Raw genomic sequence first — 21,272 nt, 5'->3', positions numbered from 1 at the left:
CCCCTCATGCGAATGATGATTCGATTGTACCTTACCCGAAAAATAAAGTGCAAGGCATTTGCCGGGAATCGTGTTACAATACATAAGGACAAGTATGATAATGAATGTGAAGCAGATTGACGGAAGGGATGATTCGTTTGGATTTAACGAAACCGACGCAAGAAAACGTAGAGTATATGATTGAAACGATCAAATCGAAATTAAAAATGGCTACGGCCGCCGCCATGCAAGCATCGGCTTTTTCGACCGAACAGTACGAGGAAATTCAGGAATTGTACGAAATCGTAAACAGCAAATCGAACTTCAGCATTAGCGAAGTCGAAGCGCTCGTATCCGAGCTCGGCAAGCTGCGCAAAGAGTAATCATACAAAAAGAAGCAAGCCGCATCCCACCGTACGTCGCGAGCGCGAAAACGGGGATGCGGCTTGTCGTTATAAGTCCTAGTCGATCCGCGCCAAGCGGAAGGCGGCTTTGCTAATTCCTACCGCGTCCCCGGCATCGTTGCGTATTTCCGGCGGAAACCGTTCGTAAATGCGCTCGATCGTGCTCTTATTTGCATACTGAATCTGTTCCAATATCGACACCGCGATACGGGCCGCCTCTTCGTCCGAGCCGTCCAGCACTTTAAACGCGAATCCGAGCCGTTCGTTGCGAAGACTGAAGCCGAATATGCCTTTAAATCCGCCTTTGGCGATAATATTCGGATCCTCGAGCAGCGTCGAATCGATCCGCCCCGTTCCGCCGACCAATTCCGGATACGCATGCATCGCTTTCGTAATGCGCACGACCGCTTCGCGCGTCTCGGCGTCGGCAATCGTCTCGGGACAGGCCAATTTAAGATAGGCGTATGCCAAATGTTTGAGGGGCATAGCGTACACGGGAAATCCGCAGCCGTCCGTTCCCGCTCCCATCCGTTCGACCGGGCAATCGGCCATGTCGGATAATGTACGTAAAATTTCTTGTTGCACAGGATGCCCGGGATCGCAATAATTGTCTATCGGATATTGTAATAACTTGCAGAGGGCGAGCGCGCCGAAATGCTTGCCCGCACAATTATGATACAATCGCCGTTTGGCGCCTTGGTCGCGAATGAGCCGTTCGCGCGCACCCGAGTGTAAAGGATAGGCCGGCAAACATACTAACCGCTCTTCGTCGAGACCGGCCTTGCTTGCCATCCCCTCGAGCGTCTCCACATGAAACGGCTCGCCGCGATGGGACGACGTCATAAGCGCGATCGCGCGTTCGTCCCATTCAAAAGCTTCGACGATCCCGCGCTTGATTGCGGGTATCGCCTGAAACGGCTTGCCCGCGGAACGCAAATAGGCGACATAGTCCGCATCGCCTAACTGATAACGCAAAGCGCCGTCGAGCCCGACGCCGCAAATATGTCCTCTGTGGACGCATTCTACAATCGGGCCGCGATATTCTTCCACCAATATTTGTTCCACCCTGTCAACTCCTTATCCCCTTTACCCGGCCGCCTGGCGGGCGTCGACCTTCACGAGCCTCCATTGTCCGTTATCCCATGACCAGATCGATTGAATGAAAGCGATCGTATCGAGCTCCGACACACCGCCGATCCGCTGAACGCCGTGCAGCTCGCACGATCCGTTTTGATCGATATCGGTCGGACTCAACATGCTGTACGGACCCGGCATGACCGCCACTTGCCGTTCAAGGCTGCCGTCCCGGTACACGCCCATTTGATCGTACAACGTTTTGCGGCCCCGCAAATCCACCGTGAAGGTTTGACGGCCGTCCACCGTCAATTCCGCCTTGTAGTTGTCCGCGAATCGACCCGACACCTGAATAACGGGCGGAGCCGGTACGGTTACCGGCTTATTGTCCTTAAACGAGTAGATGTAGTAATCCGACGCGCCCGTTTTTTCGTCCGTCCTTACCGATACTAATATGTCGGTAACCCGGTCGCCGTTGAAGTCGCATAACTTCATTTTCGGCACATAACCGCCCCGCACCGATATGATAGCCTCGTTTTCCCCGTTCGACTCCGGCGCTTTCGCATCCTCCACCACAAGATAAAGGTTGTGGTACAACGCTTTATTCGATTCGCCCGATCGCTCGCCCAGCAGCCAAATTTTATCCTTTACCCGATCCCCCGTTACATCCGTTTCGGTTGTCAACAATACTTGCGCGTTCGATAGATTGCGCGGCACGGCGGCCATCGGGGACACAGCCGTTGCCGTCCCGCCCCAAGTCCATAGCAGCGCCCCGCAGGTTACGGCGGCGAACGCCGCCGACCGCAGTTTTGTACGGTAATGCACGAATCGACGAACTCCCTTCCATTATATTTCTTATTCGTTATAATGCGTGTTCAAAAGGTCAACTGACTTTTTGAACTGCCTCTTATAGGAATAGGATGTTCTATCGATTGCCGTCGCATACCCTTCATTCGCCAAGCATAAGCCACATTCGTCCGCCGCGGCGCTGCACCTCGATCGGAGCGCCGAAAAACGAACTTAACGTTGCGGAGGTCAACATGTCTGCCGTCGCGCCCGAATTATAGATTTCTCCCTTTTTGATAAGAAGAGTATGGGTGAAGCACGGCACAATCTCTTCGATATGATGGGTAACATAAATTAAAGTCGGCCCGTCCGGCTGTTCCGTAATCCGTTCGATCATTTGCAGCAATTGTTCTCTGGAAAAAATATCGAGACCCGTGCACGGCTCGTCCAAAATAAGCAATTTCGGCTCGGCCATCAAGGCCCGGGCGATTAACACTTTCTGGCGTTCGCCTTGGGACAGCGTATCGTATGTTCGGTCAAGAAGGGTTTCGCAACCGAGAAATGTCATTAATTCCAACGCCTTGCCGCGGTCCTGATCGTCGGTTCGGTCGTACAAGCCGATCGTGGCAAATTTGCCGCTTAGCACGATATGCTCCGCCGTTTGATGGCCGTACAGTTTTTGCTGCAAGGACGTGCTGACCCATCCGATTTTTTTGCGCAATTCCCGCAAATCCACTTCGCCGAATTTTTCGCCTAACACGGAAACTTCACCCGTCGTGGGCCACATGTATCCGTTGACCAAATTCAGCAGCGTCGTTTTTCCCGAGCCGTTTAGCCCCAGCAAGCTCCAATGCTCGCCGGGACGGACTTGCCATGTCATGCCGTTCAGAATCGTTTTGTTGTCCCGTTTCCATGATACGTCCTTGATATCGATAATCATCGATTTCCAGCCCCTCTCCACATATATACCATGCTAAAGATTTTGCGCCTATTTTTCAACTTCGGATTTTACCGTAAACGGCCAAAAAATTCCTTTTTTTGCCTTTTCAATTTACAATTTTCAATTATAATAATTATAAATACCTATCGCAATAACGATCAGAGGAGCGTTCAGATGAAATTCAAATTTGGCATCATGAAAAAAATCGTACTTGGAATTACGACCGTATCGATCATTACTTATGGAACGAGCGCTTTTTTTATTTTCGTATTGATGCGATCGTTTGCCCACCTCATGCCGCAATGGCTGTTTATACTATTGACGTTGTCGCTCGGCGTTTTCTGGACCGGTTTTCTCGGCTGGATCGCCGCCAAATGGTTCATCAGGCCGCTTTTGCAGTTGACGGACGCGGCGAATCGGGCTTCGGCCGGCAATTTGCAAGTTGAAATCGTACCAAGCCGTTCCGACGACGAGCTTAGAGCTTTATGCCTTTCCTTCAACGCGATGATCGCCAATTTACGGCATATGATCGTGGAAATATCGACGAATTACCGAGTGACGGATACAAGAATGAACGAATTGAAAACGTCCATTCATCAGGCGACTGCGCATGTGCAATTGATTGCCTCCACCGTCGAGCAAATGTCCGACGGAGCCGAGCGGCAGTCTCAATCGTCGCGCAATATGTTCGGATCCGTCGAGCGAATGACGGAAGCGGCCGAAGAAATCCATCGCAAAATAAGCGAGACGACCGCCCTGACCGATCAAATGGCAAACGCCATCGACTCCAATGCGAGTACCATTCAATCGCTGGTCGGCGGTATGGGCAAACTGGCAGCCTCGAGCCGGGAATCGATTGACGTTGTGCGCGATTTGGAGCATAATGCTAACGAAATTAGCGAGATTTCGTCCGTTGTGGGAGAGTTCGCAACGCAAACGAATTTGCTTGCGTTGAACGCTTCCATCGAGGCGGCGCGCGCCGGCGAACACGGCAGGGGTTTCGCGGTCGTGGCGGGCGAAGTGAAGAAACTGGCGGAACAGAGCGCGCTTGCGGTCGACAACATTAATCAAATTATCGATCAAATGCAAATCAAAGTCGGAAATACGGTGCAGAAAATAACGGAGCAAATGGAGTTGGCCGAGAAGGAGCATACGCATGGGGAAGCGGCGGAACGGGCGCTGACCTTGATGACCGAGCAGGCCAATCAAGTGGCGCAGGCCGTTACCGACATTTCGGCCATGATTTCCGTCCAAACCGAGCAAGTCCGAAGCACACTCGCGGAAGCGCGCTCCGTATCCGATATTGCGGCTCTGATTAATGCCGGAGCTTTGGAAGTGTTCGCATCGACCCAGGAGCAAAATTCGATCATGGAAGGCATCTCCGGGGCATCCGACCAATTATGGGAACAGTCCGCTAACTTGAAGAAGCGGATCGAGACATTTCATGTGGGGTAACAAAAATATGTCGGGGAACTTGCGAGATCCCGGACATTTTCTTTTATATCGCCTTTTGCCGATATCCCGGTCATTCAGGAGCTGTCGTCCATCATAACATTCATCTCACCTGACAAGATGGTCGTCGCTATTTCGGATTAGTTCCGAAATCTGGCGCTAATTTACCGATTTATCGACAGAACTCGGTCATGAGAGGTAATAACCGGCGCTAATCTGTTGAAGATCATCCGATTCGCCAAACCCGACTGAAATTGACTCCGCAAAATACCGGTATATCTCGCACAACACTCCATGAGAACAAAACAACCCCAGTTTTTACCGTTACAATGATAAAAGCTTCATGGCGAGTTGTGGCAAGCCTCTCCTACAAAGGCACAGGCTGTCCCAACGCCGCCGAATGCAGCGCGGCGACCGTTACTTGCTGCGTCTTGAAGGCGTCCTCATAGGGAGACAGGATGCCGCTCGCATCTCCGGTTCGAACCGCGCGGATGAACGCTTCATTCTCGGCGACTACAGGATTCGCCGTATTACGCCATTCCTCGGTCCGATCTTTGCCGATCTCCGTTAGGCTGTTCATTCCGAGCTGCAGCACGCCCCGATCCGTATAAATATGCAGTCCGATCTTCTCCGTCATCGGAAGGATGCATGTATTGGATATCGAAGCGATTGCGCCGCTGGCCAGCTTCAACGTAACCGTCCCCACATCGGCGACCGTCACTCCGTCTTCCGCTTCATGCATAACGCGATTGGCGTAAGCGGCGTACACCTCGCGAATTTCACCAAGCGTATAGCGAAGCAGATCGACGAGATGCGTCGTCTGCTCGATGAACTGGCCGCCGGATCCTTCTTGCTTGCGCCACCAAGGAACTTTGGGCATGTCTCCCATCCAGAATCCGAGCGCGGAGCCCGTTTTCATCGTCTTCAACAGCGAAATGGCCTTCGTCGTCGACTCCATATAACGAAAATGGTATCCGACCGATGTGATAACCGGTTTGCGCTGCAATTCCGCCAAAATTTGCGACGGAACTTCCAAATCGGTCGCAAGCGGCTTTTCCACGAAAAAAGGAATGCCCCGCTCGATTAGAAGACGCTCGATCTTGCCGTGCGCCATCGGGGGCACGCAAATATACACCGCGTCCAATGGGATGCGGTCCAACATTTCCTCGACAGACGCAAAGGCCGTCGCGTCCGGCCAGTCCGCCGCAAATCTTTCCGCTTTCTCCATGCCGGAACCGCAGACCGCCCTCACTTTCACCCCGTCCATGCGCGACAAAATTTCGGCATGCGTTCCCGCAAACCATCCGGTTCCGATTATTCCTACGTTGACATTCATACGATCAGCCCGCTCCCATGAATTAGATTTTACCAGATCTCGGGAAAATCATAGCACGATTCGGCGGTTCCGATCAATGACCGTGCGGGTGAAAAGTCAATGAAGCTCGATATCCTCCGATCGCTAACTTCCGTAACGAATTACAACCCCGAGCGCAACACCCCGTTCATGCCGCAGCATCTCGTATCCTTCCGCCGCGCGCTCCAACTCGATTTCATGCGTAATGTAAGACGATACGTTCAACAGCCCTGCCTCAAGCTGCCGCACATATTCCGCCATATTCCGCGCCTCGGTCCATCTGACATAGCCTTGCGGATAATCAACGCCCTTCTCTTCATAAGTTGCATCATAACGCCCCGGCCCGCCGGCTCGGGCGATAACGATATCGGCTTCCTTCCGGAACAGCTTCTCGCGGTCGAACGCCGTCGGCACGTTCCCCACGATTGATAGTACTCCACGAAATGCCAGCCGGTCGAGACACATATCCAACATGCCTTCGCGTTTCGTATGCGCGTTAAGCGATACGGCGTCGAAGCCGCAGCCGCCGGTATATGCCTGCATTCGTTCGTCCAGGCGGGCATCGTCGGCCGTATAAGCGTCTCGAATTCCGCTCCGCTGCGCCAATTCCACGCGCTGTTCATTCTTATCCGTTGCGAACACCCGATAATTGGCATTGGCGCATACGCGGGCAATCAGTTGTCCGAGCAGTCCCAAGCCCACGTTCCATACCGTTTCGCCGAATTGCAGATTCATTCTGCGCACGCTATGGATCGCAATCGCTCCCAATCCTACGAACGCGCCCTCGCGCAGCCGTTCGGCCGACGCCAACTTCACGCACAGCCGTTCGGGCACGGAGAGCAATTCGCCATGGTATACGTAAGGGCTCCCGTAACAGGCTACCAAATCTCCCTTCCGTAAAGTCGCCACTTCCGGCCCGATCTCGACGACCTCTCCCGCAGCGCTGTACCCCAGGGCGAATCCGTCGGGGGTGTGCGGATTGTTCAACAGCCCGAGTTCCGTCCCCGGACTAATCGCCGAATATCGCAATTTGACAAGCGCCCTATTCGTCTGTTCCGGCCCAAGCCCCGGTTCCGGCGTATCCGCCAGCTTCGCCTTGCCGCCGGAAGCAACCAATTGCTTCATTCGCGCATTCCTCCCCAAGTTTGAGTTTGGCGTCATTTTATCCCCACTGCAGAGCATATCCGGCTTCGATATCGAGGATGTCGAATTTTTCCCCGGATCGAAACGGCCTAAGCAACTCGATCTCCATTTTCTTCAAATCGAGCATTTTGCGAATAACGGCCTCGCCGCCGAACTCTCCCTTAATCTTCTTGCCGCTGAAAGGAGATGCGATCTTGTCGGTCGATGCGTCGATTCCGAGCGGCAGCGGATAATAAGATTCCAAAATGCAGCCGTCCAGGTTTTTCACGATTCCTTTCGACAAGACGACCGAATCCTTCAACGAGATCGTCACGCGCCCCTGCATCTCCCTGACGCTCCTGACAGGATAAAAGACGCTTCCTGACCGATGCGGCGCTTTGATCCTCACATATTTCGGTTCCTCGGGGGGCAGATGTGCGGAAACGGTCAACGTTCCTGCCGCAACGTCCAGCCGTTCGATCGTATGCCACGTCCGGTCCCGTCCGGCATACCGTTGTCCGCGGAATGTCATCTCTTCTCCGTGAATGCAAGCGGCGTCCAGCACCGCGCCGCCGCGGTCAAGGCGCACCCAGGCGCATCGTCCGTACACCCTCCATTCTCCATATTGGGTATCAAGCTTGATCCGGCCGTCTTGCGGACGGTAAGCCCATAAATCGGTCTTTCCGTCGCCGAATTCGACGCACAGGGCCGTCACATCCGGATCGCCGTAAAGCAGCGGCCGCATGCGAAAGATCGGCGCTTCCCCGTTAGCCTCGCGTGTAAAGGATACGGCCGCGAACTGTTTGACCGGCCGGACGCTCCGCTGGATCAGGAAGGGGTGCTGCGTCTCTCCTTCCAGACTGGGCCCAAGCCCGGTAAACAGACGGTCTTCCCTGTCGCACAAGCCGAGCCAATGATGTTCGAAGCCGGTGGACGATGTCCAGACGGCATGCGCCGCTCCGTGCGGTGCGCGAAACTCCTCGACGCGATGAATATAACCGTATCCGTTGTTCGGTTCCGCCGTCCACTCACGCTCTTCCTCCCCTTCCAGCAAGGAAGCGAAGGTTTCCCCTGTCGTCAGGCGCTCGCCGAAGCTGAGGCCGGGCGCGTCGTAGTCCGGTTTCTCCGCCTCGTCGACCCCCGCCAGCGTCCAATGCCCGGCTGCAACGGGAAGCGCCTCCTTCAATTCCAATTCGCTCCGCTCATGAAACGCATGGAAGGCGTAATCCGCCGTTTCCGCCCCTTCAACGTAGAAGAAGTCGACCGTATAGGACGCCCCGCCTGCCGGCACGATCGCCAGCATACGCTGATACGCCTCGATGCCGTACAGCTCCGGAGTTCTCCCCTCCATTGCCGCGATCCGGTCCGATTCGTATACGAAAGAGAACTCCCCGCCGGCGAACGGCTTGTAAATCCGATTTCGCTCCATCGTTCGGTCGCAATTGACGACAACCGTATTGTGCGCAACCGCTTTGGAAGCCCAGCCGTAGTGGCCGTTGGTCCCGTAGATGCCGTAACCGATGTCGGCGCTGATCTCCTTGCCGAACGCATAGTATTGATAGGCCAGGATGTCGTCATGCGCATGCGTACGGTTCGGACCGACCCGCATGAGCGCCGTCGTGCCGTTCGCGTCGCGCAAGACGGCTATTCCCGCCTGCCCCATGATCGTGTTATCTTGCGGCAATGCGAACGGTTCCGGCGCGGGTTCGTCCGGATGAGCGAAGAACAGATCGACGCCGCGATCCCCCAATTGCGACTCGAGCAGCGGGGCCAATTGGACGAGCACCCGCTTCGCTTCCGCCTTCATCGTCTCATCCGGCGTGAACTGGTAGAAATACAGGGCTGCGCGGTACGTCTCCGCGATAAGCTTCGGATTCGCCTCGCGGCTGGCCGCCCCGTCCCTTCCCCAATCCCCGAAGCTGGGCAAATGGCCTTGGCACATCATCTCCAGCGGGTTTTGCACCGCAAAACGGAAGAACCGGCCGCAAGCGAACGGATGGAACTCCGCAAGCTGTTCGCCGTTCGATGCGCGCAGCGCCAGCATGGCAATGTCGAGAAATACTGTGCCGGTAAACAGCGAGTAGCCGTATGAACCTTCGTAATACATGCCGTCGCGGCCGATCGCGTTATAGAAGTACGCTTCAACAGCGCGAACGCCCCACTCGCAATAATTCCGCTTGCCCAGCATGAGTCCCGCCGCAAGCATAGCCCTTACCCCGTCCGACTCGTGGTTTTGCAAGTTTGTCAAATTCCCGTCCCGCAAATCGTATTCCGGACCGCCCGCTTCGGACAACTGGTAGTCTTCCAGCATCGCCACAATATTGGCGCGAATCGTTCCGCTTCGGCCGAGCGCCGCCAAGGCGGGCGACGGCTCATCCATTTCCGGCAGATCATGCAGCCAATCGTAATCTGAAGCGAGGCACACCTTCACGCGGTGAACGATGCTGGTTAACAGATGAAGCCGGCCGATCTCGAAATCGCTGCCGAACGGCGTGAAATCGCGCGGGCCCTTCGTTCCCGGATTGATGGCAGAGAATGCGTCGAGAATGACAATCGCCTTATGCGCGTAAGCTTCGTTCCCGGTCAGCATGTACATGTACGTTAGTTTGGTCGCCATGCCTTCATGGTTCCTCACTCCGCCCAGCAATTCGCCGCCCATATAGAAATTCCACATTCCGATCAAGTAGTATCCTTTCCGATCCCTTTCAATCCCCAATCCTTCGTCCGGACATTGTTCGTTTGGAAATACGGTGCTGCATGACGGGCATTTTAATTGTTTGACCGGCAAATCTTCGATTTTCGAAAACAGCGGACGCTGCTGCTCCGGCTCCATCGGAAACGGCCGGCCGCATACCGGACAGCCTGAGATGCCGTAAGCGAACGTCTGACCTTGCATCCCCAAGACGCAATCGTAGATTTGTTCGTCGGAGTACTCGAGGAACTCGTCACATTGGCGCTTCATGCGCTCGTACGCCTTTTGCGCCCAATGAAATTGTCCGATGTTGCGCCAGGCGTTGCCTACGTCCCGGGAAGTAAAGCAGATTCCGTACTTCGGCTTGATCGTTTTCATCTTACGAACCTCACCCTTTCAACGAGCCGATCATAATTCCTTTCACAAAATATTTCTGTATAAACGGGTAGACGCAAATAATCGGAATGGTGGCGACCATGATCGTGGCCGCTTTAATAATGCTCGGATTGACATTGGCGGCGTCCTTATTGAACGCTTGCTCGTACTGCTCGAATTGCTGCGAGCCTTCGATGACGATTTTCCGCAACACGGTGCCTAGCACCGTTTTGTCGGGATCGCGAATGTAGAGCAAAGAGTCGAACCAGGCGTTCCAATGCGCGACCGCGTACCAGAGCGAGATGGTGGCGATGATCGGGAGCGACATCGGCAGCACGATCCGGAACAAGATAAGCAGGTCACCGGCTCCGTCGATTTTGGCCGATTCTTCGACTTCGGCAGGCAGTGACATGAAATAATTACGCACGATAATCATCGTAAAGGGAGCGATCAGCCCCGGTAAAATTAGCGACCAGCGGCTGTCCATCAAGCCAAGCTCGCTGATAAGCAAATAATTGGGGATAAGACCGCCGCTAAAGAACATTGTAAATATAATGAGCAGGGTCCACAGGTTACGGTTCGGCAAATATTTTTTGGAAAGCGGATACGCACATAGCACGGAGAAAATGACGTTTAGCAGCGTCCCCACCAAAGTGCGGAAAAGCGTATTGTAGTAACCAGTCCATATATACTTGTTGGAAAACACCATCTTGTAGCCTTCCAGCGTAAATTGTTCAGGCCATAAACGCAAACCGAACGTATTGGAAGCCGACGGTGTGCTGAAAGAAACCGAGATTACATTAAGGAACGGATATACGCAAGTGACCGCAAAGATAGTTAACAAGACAACGTTGCACAGATCGAACAACTTGCTGCCGAGCGATTTTTTACCTATAGTCAATGACATGGCCTCTTCTCCTATCCTTACCAGATTCCGTAATCATTGAAACGCCGAGTGATAGAGTTGGTGACGATTATTAAAATGAGAGCGATCAAGTTGACGAACAATCCTGAAGCGGTCGACAATCCGTATTTCATTTGCGTAATTCCGATACGGTATGTGTAGGTGCTTAGCACATCCCCAACCTCGTATACGTTTTCATTATAAAAGTTAAAAACCTGATCGAAATCGTCGTTAATGATGCCGCCTACGGCGAAAATAAACATAATGGTCACGACCGGCATAATCGCCGGCAGCGTAATATACCTCATCTGTTTCCAACGGTTAGCGCCGTCAACGACCGCCGCTTCATACAATGTCGTATCTACATTCGATAACGCGGCCAGGTATACGATCGAACCCCAACCGATGCTTTTCCATATTTCGGTGGAAACGAGCAATGTTCGAAACCAATGTTTATCTCCAAAGAAAAAAATCGGATCCCCGCCAAACAAAGAAATAATATAGTTGATCGTCCCTCTCGTCGGTGAGAACAACTCCATGAAAATACCGGCCAGTATAACCCAGGACAGAAAATGGGGCAAATAACTTAATGTCTGTACAAACCGTTTAAAAAAAACTTTGCGCAATTCATTTAATAGAAGCGCAAGAATAATCGGCGCCGGAAAGCCGAAAATCAGTTTGTAAAAACTTAGAATGAGCGTATTCTTCAACGCGCGCGGAAACTCCCGGCCTTCGAACAGAAATTGAAAGTTCTCCACTCCGACCCAAGGGCTGCCGAAAATGCCTTTGACTACTTTATAATCTTTAAAGGCAAGGGTAATCCCGTACATCGGCAAATATTTAAAGACAAAGAAAAATAATAGACAAGGCAGCAGCATTAGCAGCAAATACCGATGCCTGTAATATGATTTCAGCCATCGCTTGAATCGCCCTGGTTGCTTCACCGGAAGAGAAGGGGCCGTGTCCTCAAGCGCCGTATTCATGTCCATCCCTCCATCGGAAAGGGCGGTCAATGCCTGGGGAACCGACCGCCCAACAAAATGCGCTTACTTCAAGCTTTCCATCCACTCGTTCGCTTCCTTCGTTAGCGTCTCGCCGCCGCGCTGATACCATTCCTTGACGAAATTGTCGAATTCGTCGAGCGGCTTCTCGCCGTTAATAATGGCTGCGAACGTCTCCTTTTGCAATTGCAACAGGCTCTCGTAATATTTCGAATCGGACGGAAGCGACGTCTTCAACGCGTTCTCATATCCTGCGCCTTCATGCTTATACAGTTGATCGGCAATGCTAAGCGCAGTTGGGTTCGTCACTTGCTCGCGGAATTTGGGCTGATCGAACGGAGCGAACGTAATATTCGCGCCAATCGCAGCTTGTTTCTCGTTGTTGCCTTGATACTCTTCCTTCCAGGCGATGGACACCCCATCCGGCGCTAATTCCGAATGCTCGCCGAACGTACCGTACTTCATCTGCTTCCATAGTTCGAAATCTCCATAAATCGCATCCCAGATTTGCATGATGCGATGTTTCTTGTCCGGATCGTCCCCGGTGTTTTTCCCAAATGACATGTAGGTTAGTCCAACCACGCCGGGAGTGATGTTGCCGAATTTGCCTTGCGGGCCTTTCGGCGGCGCTCCGTAAGCGATTTCGGCTTTCGGGTTCGCTTCCTTCACGGCAATCCAGTTGTTGCCGCCTGCAGAACCGGTTTTCTCGTCCCCGGGCGTCCAATGGTAGTTCATCCCGTGGCTCGATACCCCGATCTTCCCGTTGATGAAGTCGTGCGACAACGCCCAGTAATCGCCTTGGTTTTCGCCTGTTTTCAATACCCATTCCGGATTGATCAGATCGTCCTTTTTCCATTTGGCGAGAACTCCAAGCGCCTGCTTCGTTTCCGGCAGCACGCCGCCCCATACCAGCTTGCCGTCGCGTTCGAACCAAAATTCCGGATACAGGCCAAACGCCCCGTAAATATTTTTGAAGCTCGATACGGACATGCCGTACGTATCCTTCTTTTTGTTGCCGTCGGGATCGTTATTGCGGAACTTATACATCGCTTCTTCCCATTCCTCCAACGTTTCCGGCACTTTCGATATGCCGACGTTATCCAGCCAGTCTTTGCGCCATGCGACCGCGTCGCTGCGAACCCCTTCGGCGTTAATGCTCGGAATCCCGATATATTCCCCTTGATATTTTACATATTTCCAAATATTAGGATCGTAGGAATCGACCAGTTTCTTATAATTCGGCATATACGTTTCCAATTCTTCCTGCGTATAACCGACCGTTACGCCGTCCTCGTAAAATTTGCGCAAATCGGCCGCGCTGTAAACGGTCATAAAATCCGGAAATTCCTTGTTTGCGAGTCTAGTGCCGAGCAATTCTTCCCGCTTCGTGACGTCGAGGTACCAAATGTTGAACTTGACGTGAAAGCGGTCTTCGAGCATTTTTTTATTGACCGCATTTTCGTCGACAGGCCCATATTGGTAGGTAAGCCATTCAAGCGTGTACGATTTCTCTTCGGGCTTCTTGTCGGCATCCCCGGACTTCGAACCGGCATCCGTCGTCGGCGTTTGCGTTCCCGTTTCCGTTCGCGCTCCTTTCTCTCCTCCGCTGCAGGCAGCGACGACAAGCATCAGAATAACCAGCATCGTTGCCGAGAAGCGTCTGCCCCATTTTGTCATGCTCATAGTGAACCCTCCCCAATCGTAATCGTTTTTGCACGGCAAGATAAACCGCTTTCATTTCGTTGTTTTACAACTGTAAAGCTTACATTTTTATCTTAAAAGGCAGTAAAATTAAAGACAAGGACTTTATATCGTCTTTAAATAAATGAGAGACTGATTGTTACAAACTTCCGAGAATAGCTTGCATTCGCTCAATCGAACGAATCGTGCCTTCCTTCTGCTCCTCGCTTCCCTCATATTCCACCGTCAGCCAACCGTCATAACTTTTGTCTTTTAATACCTGCAAAATATGTTCCAAATCGACAATTCCTTCGCCGGAAACTTTGCCGACGAAACGGCGCCCGGATACAGAAACGTAGACACCCCCTTGTTCATCGTCTACCGGCAAGAAATCTTTGAAATGAACGTGCGAAATATAATCGATCAGTTCCGACAAGGCTTCGTTCGGGTCTTCGTCTACAAGCAGAAAATTACCCGTGTCGAAGGTACTGCGCAGAGCCGGCGAATCGACTTCGCGTATAATCTCAAGCACTTGTCCTGCCTTGCCCGCGAACAAACCGTGATTCTCCAGACAAAGCACAATCCCCTTCGCCTCTGCATATGCGGCGGCTTCTCTTAATCCGTCGATAATACGCCGCATCGCCGCATCGAACGTCGAACCCCGCTCCTGGTCTCCGGAGAAAACTCGCACGACATTAGCGCCAAGCCGTTGCGCCATATCGATTGAATCGAGGATATCCCTTACTTGCTCCCGATGTTTCCGCGGGTCGGCAACGGCCAAATTGTTGCAAGCGCCGAAACAGGCCAATTCCAGCCCGTTCCGTTTGAGCGCTTCTTGAACTAACGGCACTTCCTTGTCCGGATCTCTCCAGTAGGCGCTGAGCAATTCGACGCCCTGCGCTTTCGTCGTGCCGGCAAAATCGATAAACGAGACATTGTCCATCACCTTCCTGTCGATATAATCGTGCACGCTCCAAATGCTTAAACTGATTTTCATCCCGTATCCCTCCCGGTTAGGTTCCTTGTCGAAGATCCGCCTGCAATAACGCCTTGAACTCTTCTCTCATCCCGCTTAGCGCGACCGCTTCCCCGTTTTGAAGGCGTGACCGTTCGGCGGCGAACGCGATCAGATGGCTCTGTACGGAAATTTGGGCCGCAGTAAGCGACGATACGTCCGGATCTCCCGCCAATTCGCGGATGAAGCTGCGAATTAGCGCCTCGTCTCCTCCTCCGTGGCCCTCCTCCGTCGCATGTACCCGAACCTCGTTCTGCCGCTGTGTCGCAAAGTCGTAAATTGTAAATTTCCGTTCTTCCATGCAGCCGCGAATTTCTCCCTTCGTTCCCATGATATGGACGTGGCGGGAGCAGTCATGAGTAAAGCCCGACATCGAGAAAACTGCCGTCGCCCCGTTTGCGAATTCCATCGCGACGACCTGATGATCGACGACATCGTTGTCGCAGCGGTAGACACAGCGCCCGTAAGGGCCTTCCCGCAACGCCTGCAGAATGCTGCCGTTATCGGTCGCGTCCGTGAAATGCAGCGCCCAGTCCTTCCCTTCTCCCAAGTAAAAACGGGATGCGGAGAAAGCGCATTTCGCCTCATGAGGGCAGCCGTCCGTACATCGCATAGGAGCACCTTCCGGCGCGTTCCCTTCACGGAAATGGAACAATGAGCCGTACGAAGAGACGCGTACGCACTCCTCGCCGACAAGCCAGGCTATCAAATCGGTGTCGTGGCATGATTTGGCCAGAATCATCGGACTGGATTGTTCCGAACTGCGCCATTTTCCGCGAACAAAGCTGTGCGCGATATGAAAGTAGCCTACGTTCTCGCTTAGCTGCAAGCTCACGACGTCGCCGATCGCCCCGCTCGCGATCGTCGCGTGGAGTTCCGACCAGAACGGCGTACAGCGGAGCACATGGCAAATCGTCAGTTTTCTGCCATAGTGCGCAGCCGCCCGCTCCATCCGTAAACATTCCGCCGGATCGGGCGACATCGGCTTTTCCAACAAGACGTCGTACCCAAGCTCCAACGCTCTCATCGTCGGCGCGAAATGCATGCGATCCTGCGTGCATATGATGACCGCGTCGGCGAATTTCGGCTTGCGAAACACCTCCTCCCAATCGGCGAATACATATTCGGCCGGAATCGAATGTTCGGCCGCAAACGCTTCGCGTCGCTCACGCCATGGTTCGGCGACAGCGGCGATTTCCAGCTCATGCGGGTATTTCCGGGCGTACGGAGCGTAAGCCAAAGCTCCTCTGGCACCCGCCCCGAGCAATATTGCCCTAACTTTCCTCATGCCGGTTCCTCCTCCGATATTCGAACTTATGCCCGTTCTCCTAGAATCGAATTTCCTCGCCTTTGGCGCTCGATTCGTAAATGGCGCCCAATATTTTCATCATTTCGACGCCGTCTTCCACAGGACTGAGCGTCTTGCCGCGGCCTTGGCAGCATTCGATGAAATGGTCGATTTCACGTTGAAACCCGTCGGCGAAGTCGAATGTGGGCGCATCGATTTGCGGGGCCAGATTCACGATCGTATCATGCATTTCGGTCGCGATCGCCAGTCTAGGTTCCAATTCCGCTCCGCCCCGATCCCCGTAGAGCTCGACGGAAATCCGATCTTCCTTCGCATGCAAGGCGAAGCTGACGTCCACGAACAGCGAAGCTCCGTTCTCGAAGCGGATGAGCGCGTTGGCCAAGTCTTCGACCGTGTTGCGATCGACTTCGTCGGCGGCTTTATAATAGGATAAATTGCGAATATTGCTCCGATTCCCTAGCCGGCGGTACGAATTGCCGGTCACCGAGCTCACTTTCGGCTTGCCCATCATGTACCAGGCGAGGTCGATGACGTGCACGCCCAGATCGATCAAAGGGCCGCCCCCGGAACGTTCCCGATCCGCGAACCAGCCGCCCGGATTTCCCAGCCTTCTCAAACAAGAAGCTTTGGCATAATAGATTTCCCCCAAATCACCCGCATCGATAAATTTCTTCAATACCTGCGCATTCATACCCAGCCGTCTCACATAGCCGACCTGCAGCGTTTTCCCGCTTTCGCGCACCGCCGCTTCCACCGCCAGCGCTTCTTCCACCGTTTTGCAAAAAAGCGGCTTTTCGCACAATACATGTTTTCCCGCCCGCAAAGCGGCAATGCTGATCTCCGCATGGCTGTTATTCCATGTACAGACGCTGACCGCATCTATTTCCGGATCTTCCAGCAATTGGAGGTAGTCGACGTATACTTTGCCGATCCCGTACGCTTCCGCCTTCCGCTTGGCCCGTTCTTCGTTCATATCGCAAATCGCCGCCAGTTCCGCGTCCTTATTATTTTTGTACGAGTTCAGATGAACGTCGGAGATGCTTCCGGCTCCGATGACCGCCGCTTTCACTTCGCTCATTTTCCTTTCCTCCCCCGGTTATTTTCCAGTAAATCAATCAACTTCCGCCAGAGATACGGCTGTTCCGCGCAGCCTGCTTGCTTCCGCCGCTTCCAGGAAGCGCACGGTCTCCAACATTTCATTCCAGCCAAGCTGCGGCTCGCCCGTGCGGAACATCGACATGACCCGTTCCAGCATACTGGCGTAAAACGGCTTGCGGCCCGCCCCAATGTCGATTGAGACAGACGCGTCGGCGCGATGCGCCAGCGCACCGAAACGGCCGATACCGCACCGGTTGCCCCTGATCGTTCCTATTCGCCCGTCCCGCCACAGGCCGGTAATAAACTCGTGCTCCCGGGCGGACACGACGGAGCATTGGACGCAGCCCGGCCCCATCAGTGCGAACAACATTTCCGCCGTATGATTTCCGTACCAGAAATAATACGATTGCGTCGGCTCGATCGGCATCGGCCCGTACACATCCGCCCCGGCGATATCCGCACGCTCCCTTTGTTCGAGTTCGCGAACAAGGTATTCCGCATACCGCAACGCGGAACAACTCATAACCGGAACGTTCCGTTCCTCGGAGATGCGCCTGATTTCGCTAGCTTCCCGATACGACAACGCCAACGGCTTGTCGATGAAGACAGGCTTGCCGTAAGGAGCGATGCGCGCGAACAGTTCCCGATGGGCGCGGCCGTCCGCGGCCGTCAACAGCACCGCATCGCAGTACTGCGCCACTTCTTCCGGCGTGCCCGCACGCGCGACTCCGTATTGTGTACGTAGAAGCTCCATATATTCCTCCACGCGGCTCGCGCTTAGCGCAAAATCGGGCGAACCTCCGGGATAAGACAGCATGACTTCGCCTCCGGCCACATGGAAGGGATCGGACGGAACGTTCAATAGCCGGGCGAATGCGATCGCATGGGACGAATCCGTCCCGATTAAACCGATTTTTAAACGTTTCGGCATAAGACAATTCTCCTTATGTCAATGGCATTAGCCATTCCTGAAGATGCTTCGAAACGAACTCGTCGTCGTTCAGTTCCGGGTACTGCTTATAAATGCGGCTAATTTCTTCCGACTGTCCCGGCGACAACGTTTCTTGCGGATTCAAGCACCATGTTCCCTCAAATAGCCCTTGTCTTCGCAGCACCTCGTGAATGCCCGGAATACAGCCGGCGAAACCGACGGAAGGCTGCAAATAAAATCCGAAGAATAGCGGGTCAGCGCGCGCTGACGGCGCTCGTCAAGCTTGCGGCGTTTGTCCAGTGCGAGCGGATGGGCGGGGATGACCAGACCGGCATGCAGCGCTTGCCGCTGTTCGAATGTAACGTCCCGCGAAGGGCCATTTTAGAACCTCCCCTCTCTCTCCTGAAAGTACGTAGCCTTATCCCAAGTGATTCCTCCCGCTTGAATCCATTCCGCTATCCAGTCGATCATTTGCAGCAACGGTACGCGCGGATATCCGAACCAATGATACGACTTGGAGGCGTTGCTGAGCAGGGCGGTATCCGCTTCCGTTCCGGTGAAACGCGCTTGCTTGCCGAGCCGTTTCGCGAATTCGCCAGCGGCCCAACGCACCGATATCGTTTCCGGCCCCGTTATATTGACGATTTGCGGCGGATTCGCGCATTTCGTCAGGCTCCGCAACGCCATTTCGGCGGCGTCCCCTTGCCAGATCACATTCGCGTGGCCCATCGTCAGGTCGATGGCCCGCTCCTCATGCACCGCTTTGGCGATTTCCAGCAATACGCCGTAGCGCATTTCAACGGCGTAATTCAAACGGAAGAAAAGCATCGGCGTGCCGTGCTCGCGTGCGAAATATTCGAATATTCGCTCGCGGCCCAGACAAGATTGTCCGTATTCTCCGACCGGTTCCGGCGGCACGGATTCGTCCGCTCCGCCACCCCCGACCTTGGTAAGCGGATACAAATTGCCGGAAGAAAATACGACGATACGGGAGTCGTGAAATTTCTCCGCCACCTTGCCGGGCATATAGGTGTTCATCGCCCAGGTGAAATATTCCCTGCCAACCGTCCCAAACTTATTGCCTGCCATAAAAATGACATTCCGCGCTTCCGGGAGCGCTGCCAATTGTTCTTCGTTCATCAAATCGCAGGAAATCGTCTCGACCCCCGCTGCCTCCAATTGCCGTCTTACATTCCGGTCGGAGAAGCGCGATACGCCGATCACCCGTTTCGCCCGGCCGCCGAAACGAACGGCATTGGCTGCCATTCGCGCGATGCTCGGCCCCATTTTCCCTCCGACTCCAAGCAGAAGAATATCTCCATCGATAGAGTTTAACTCGTCGATCAGCGCTTGGGACGGCTCCGCCATTTTTTGTTCCAAATCTTCTACATTCTTCACTTGAATTCTCTCCTTTCCGGTGCATCCGCTACCTTTATCATAATGCCCCGATTATAAAGAGACAAGTCTTTTAATAGTCTTTAATGTAGATGAATCAATGCTTAGTTCAACGGAGCTGTCGATCATGCCTCGCTCCCCGTACCGAAGCCGCGAATTGACAGTCTCGTCATTCAGATTGAAACGCCATGTACGACAACATGAGCGAAGGGGATATCGACAAAGGGATGGGAAAACGTCATAAACAACCGAAAGTCGGCACCGGCAACAAAAAAGCCAATCAGAATATCCTGCTGACCTAATGAGACGAAAAAAGCTTCCCTCTAGCGGTATTGAGAAGCTTTTGAGTCGCTTGTTTATTTATTCAGCAAAAAGGAAAAACGAAAAATTTGTCTCGGCCGTCCTTTCGCTACTTTTTCGATGCCCGCAATATCGACTAAACCGTTGTCCATCCACAGCAACAGAAGGCGATGCGCGCTTCTGTCCGTAATTTGCAGCACCGATGCCAATTCGTGAACGTTATAATCCGTTCTTCCGTAACGAGACATTTGATGAAGAAGTTTGCTGAGATACGAGCTCGTCATTCCTGCGTCCTCCGCTTGCTTGATCAGTTCGGCATGAGTCGGCGACAGAACGGCTTGCATCGGTTCCGCCATTTCGAGCGGCCCGATCAGAGTCTGGTCTTCACGGACGATAAAGCAGACGTTGCCTCCCGCTTCCTTCGCTCGACGGAGCGCCTTGCGCGCGTTCGTTCCCGCTTCGTTGCCTGTCATGCCGAAGCCAATCCCCAAGCTTAAGGTGATTCCGTATGTTTTCTTGGCGTCTTTAGCTAAAGGTATCGTCTTATAGCCGCCCGTTTCCCGTTCGAATACGCCCCGGGTCGTAAAAAATAGGAACTCGTCACCGCCGAGAGACGTCAAGTATCCGTCCAGCGATTCAACATATTCGAGCAGCATGCGGTGAATATCGAGTTTCAGTTTCTGGATCTCGTGCTCGTTCTCGCGTTTCATCACAAGCGAGTTGAAATTGTCGACATTAATGACGCCGACCACGATTTGCGATTCTTTGTCCCGGCGCGAAGCCGTGGACAGAAGCGCCCGTTCCAGCGTGACGACAATGTCCTGTTCGGAAGGAACCATCCATTCGTTCGCGAGCGAAGAACGGGTCAGCGCCTCCGCCACTTCTTCCACTCCGGTAAAAGCGACGGCGCTCTTGCCCTCGGCCGCAAGCTGTTTATGAAAAGCCTCCAGTTTGTCGGGATGGGAATAATTAGGTCCATCGTAAACGGCAACATCGGCATATTGGAGATCGAGATCTTGCAAAGCCCTCATAACCATCGTTTTCGTCAATGTATCGACAGAGATGCCCCCGACCAATTTGCCCGAGCGGTACGCCCGGAACAACGCTCCGTACAGTGCGGCATCGGTTACCGGGATGTAATGAACCGGAACGGCTACGCCCCTTTCTTTCACTTGCCGATGCTGCCGCGCGCCGGAGACAAGAAGAACCTCCACTTGATCGGCCAACTCCTCGGCAAGGAAAGAGGAGGCCTGCTCGCTCTCCACCATTCTCGCGACGGGAAGAAACGTCGGGAACCATTCGATAACCTTCATCACTTTTGCGACCATCGCGCTTGTTCCTACGATTCCTATTTTAATTTGCGTTGCCTCTTGCTTCTCTTCGAACATATCGTCCCCTCCCGCAAATGTTGAAGCGTTGCACAGCGTTATCTCAATCGTTACCTGATACCCTTTAAATCCG

General features: G+C 53.5%; 17 protein-coding genes and 1 pseudogene. 2 read left to right on the top strand and 16 right to left on the bottom strand.

Annotated features, from left to right (window positions below; translation table 11 throughout):
- The first annotated feature begins 137 nt into the window (after positions 1-137).
- Positions 138-362 (top strand): DUF1128 domain-containing protein, encoded by a 225-nt coding sequence (locus tag KQI79_RS12775; protein ID WP_216538626.1) that lies wholly within the window; start codon positions 138-140, stop codon positions 360-362.
- A gap of 78 nt (positions 363-440) precedes the next feature.
- Here the strand turns inward: KQI79_RS12775 and KQI79_RS12770 are convergent, their stop codons facing one another.
- The 3 genes from KQI79_RS12770 to KQI79_RS12760 form a co-directional block, all read right to left on the bottom strand.
- Entirely contained in the window at positions 441-1,448 is a 1,008-nt protein-coding gene (locus KQI79_RS12770) for an asparaginase (RefSeq protein ID WP_216538625.1), read from the bottom strand.
- A 21-nt stretch (positions 1,449-1,469) separates the two neighbouring features.
- Positions 1,470-2,282, bottom strand: coding sequence for a hypothetical protein (locus tag KQI79_RS12765; RefSeq protein WP_216538624.1), 813 nt, complete (start codon positions 2,280-2,282; stop codon positions 1,470-1,472).
- A gap of 124 nt (positions 2,283-2,406) precedes the next feature.
- Positions 2,407-3,183 carry an ABC transporter ATP-binding protein gene (locus tag KQI79_RS12760; protein WP_216538623.1) on the bottom strand — a complete coding sequence of 259 codons (777 nt, stop codon included), beginning with the start codon at positions 3,181-3,183 and terminating at the stop codon, positions 2,407-2,409.
- A 174-nt stretch (positions 3,184-3,357) separates the two neighbouring features.
- Here KQI79_RS12760 and KQI79_RS12755 point away from each other — a divergent pair, with 174 nt between their 5' ends.
- A complete protein-coding gene (locus KQI79_RS12755; protein ID WP_216538622.1) occupies positions 3,358-4,638 on the top strand; it encodes a methyl-accepting chemotaxis protein in 1,281 nt (426 codons plus the stop codon).
- Between the two features lie 364 nt (positions 4,639-5,002).
- Here KQI79_RS12755 and KQI79_RS12750 read toward each other — a convergent pair whose 3' ends face one another.
- The 13 genes and pseudogenes from KQI79_RS12750 to KQI79_RS12690 form a co-directional block, all read right to left on the bottom strand.
- Positions 5,003-5,971, bottom strand: coding sequence for a Gfo/Idh/MocA family protein (locus KQI79_RS12750; RefSeq protein WP_216538621.1), 969 nt, complete (start codon positions 5,969-5,971; stop codon positions 5,003-5,005).
- A gap of 123 nt (positions 5,972-6,094) precedes the next feature.
- Positions 6,095-7,114 carry a zinc-dependent alcohol dehydrogenase gene (locus tag KQI79_RS12745; protein ID WP_216538620.1) on the bottom strand — a complete coding sequence of 340 codons (1,020 nt, stop codon included), beginning with the start codon at positions 7,112-7,114 and terminating at the stop codon, positions 6,095-6,097.
- Between the two features lie 37 nt (positions 7,115-7,151).
- Positions 7,152-10,181: a heparinase II/III domain-containing protein gene (locus KQI79_RS12740; RefSeq protein WP_216538619.1), complete on the bottom strand. Its 3,030-nt coding sequence runs from the start codon at positions 10,179-10,181 to the stop codon at positions 7,152-7,154.
- 10 nt (positions 10,182-10,191) lie between these two features.
- Positions 10,192-11,085: a carbohydrate ABC transporter permease gene (locus KQI79_RS12735; protein ID WP_216538618.1), complete on the bottom strand. Its 894-nt coding sequence runs from the start codon at positions 11,083-11,085 to the stop codon at positions 10,192-10,194.
- Between the two features lie 17 nt (positions 11,086-11,102).
- Complete coding sequence (locus KQI79_RS12730; protein WP_367398180.1) at positions 11,103-12,065, bottom strand: ABC transporter permease; 963 nt, start codon at positions 12,063-12,065, stop codon at positions 11,103-11,105.
- Positions 12,066-12,128: 63 nt separating this feature from the next.
- On the bottom strand, positions 12,129-13,766 hold the full coding sequence (locus tag KQI79_RS12725) for a type 2 periplasmic-binding domain-containing protein (protein ID WP_253298121.1): 1,638 nt from the start codon (positions 13,764-13,766) through the stop codon (positions 12,129-12,131).
- Positions 13,767-13,923: 157 nt separating this feature from the next.
- Positions 13,924-14,760 (bottom strand): sugar phosphate isomerase/epimerase family protein, encoded by an 837-nt coding sequence (locus KQI79_RS12720; protein ID WP_216538616.1) that lies wholly within the window; start codon positions 14,758-14,760, stop codon positions 13,924-13,926.
- Positions 14,761-14,776: 16 nt separating this feature from the next.
- Positions 14,777-16,066 carry a Gfo/Idh/MocA family protein gene (locus KQI79_RS12715; RefSeq protein ID WP_216538615.1) on the bottom strand — a complete coding sequence of 430 codons (1,290 nt, stop codon included), beginning with the start codon at positions 16,064-16,066 and terminating at the stop codon, positions 14,777-14,779.
- Between the two features lie 40 nt (positions 16,067-16,106).
- Positions 16,107-17,165, bottom strand: a complete 1,059-nt coding sequence (locus KQI79_RS12710) for a Gfo/Idh/MocA family protein (RefSeq protein WP_216538614.1) — start codon at positions 17,163-17,165, stop codon at positions 16,107-16,109.
- A 33-nt stretch (positions 17,166-17,198) separates the two neighbouring features.
- Positions 17,199-18,116: a Gfo/Idh/MocA family protein gene (locus KQI79_RS12705; RefSeq protein ID WP_216538613.1), complete on the bottom strand. Its 918-nt coding sequence runs from the start codon at positions 18,114-18,116 to the stop codon at positions 17,199-17,201.
- A 13-nt stretch (positions 18,117-18,129) separates the two neighbouring features.
- Positions 18,130-18,336, bottom strand: a pseudogene (locus tag KQI79_RS12700) (dihydrodipicolinate synthase family protein); the annotation flags it as partial.
- Positions 18,337-18,497: 161 nt separating this feature from the next.
- Positions 18,498-19,514: an NAD-dependent epimerase/dehydratase family protein gene (locus tag KQI79_RS12695; RefSeq protein WP_367398179.1), complete on the bottom strand. Its 1,017-nt coding sequence runs from the start codon at positions 19,512-19,514 to the stop codon at positions 18,498-18,500.
- A gap of 353 nt (positions 19,515-19,867) precedes the next feature.
- Positions 19,868-21,199: a GGDEF domain-containing protein gene (locus tag KQI79_RS12690; RefSeq protein WP_216538612.1), complete on the bottom strand. Its 1,332-nt coding sequence runs from the start codon at positions 21,197-21,199 to the stop codon at positions 19,868-19,870.
- Positions 21,200-21,272: the final 73 nt, after the last annotated feature.

The organism is Paenibacillus sp. MSJ-34, from assembly GCF_018918005.1.
In the GTDB taxonomy this organism is placed as follows: domain Bacteria; phylum Bacillota; class Bacilli; order Paenibacillales; family Paenibacillaceae; genus MSJ-34.
The sequence above is the reverse complement of the archived record's forward strand: the minus strand, read 5'-3'. Positions and strand labels throughout refer to the sequence as shown.

Excerpts from the sequence above, each read along its gene's own strand:
- KQI79_RS12715 (WP_216538615.1), bottom strand. The coding sequence starts at position 16,066 with ATGAGGAAAGTTAGGGCAATATTGCTCGGGGCGGGTGCCAGAGGAGCT.
- KQI79_RS12745 (WP_216538620.1), bottom strand. The coding sequence starts at position 7,114 with ATGAAGCAATTGGTTGCTTCCGGCGGCAAGGCGAAGCTGGCGGATACG.
- KQI79_RS12755 (WP_216538622.1), top strand. The coding sequence starts at position 3,358 with ATGAAATTCAAATTTGGCATCATGAAAAAAATCGTACTTGGAATTACG.
- KQI79_RS12690 (WP_216538612.1), bottom strand. The coding sequence starts at position 21,199 with ATGTTCGAAGAGAAGCAAGAGGCAACGCAAATTAAAATAGGAATCGTA.
- KQI79_RS12705 (WP_216538613.1), bottom strand. The coding sequence starts at position 18,116 with ATGCCGAAACGTTTAAAAATCGGTTTAATCGGGACGGATTCGTCCCAT.
- KQI79_RS12760 (WP_216538623.1), bottom strand. The coding sequence starts at position 3,183 with ATGATTATCGATATCAAGGACGTATCATGGAAACGGGACAACAAAACG.
- KQI79_RS12725 (WP_253298121.1), bottom strand. The coding sequence starts at position 13,766 with ATGAGCATGACAAAATGGGGCAGACGCTTCTCGGCAACGATGCTGGTT.
- KQI79_RS12720 (WP_216538616.1), bottom strand. The coding sequence starts at position 14,760 with ATGAAAATCAGTTTAAGCATTTGGAGCGTGCACGATTATATCGACAGG.
- KQI79_RS12735 (WP_216538618.1), bottom strand. The coding sequence starts at position 11,085 with ATGTCATTGACTATAGGTAAAAAATCGCTCGGCAGCAAGTTGTTCGAT.
- KQI79_RS12730 (WP_367398180.1), bottom strand. The coding sequence starts at position 12,065 with ATGAATACGGCGCTTGAGGACACGGCCCCTTCTCTTCCGGTGAAGCAA.
- KQI79_RS12740 (WP_216538619.1), bottom strand. The coding sequence starts at position 10,181 with ATGAAAACGATCAAGCCGAAGTACGGAATCTGCTTTACTTCCCGGGAC.
- KQI79_RS12710 (WP_216538614.1), bottom strand. The coding sequence starts at position 17,165 with ATGAGCGAAGTGAAAGCGGCGGTCATCGGAGCCGGAAGCATCTCCGAC.
- KQI79_RS12750 (WP_216538621.1), bottom strand. The coding sequence starts at position 5,971 with ATGAATGTCAACGTAGGAATAATCGGAACCGGATGGTTTGCGGGAACG.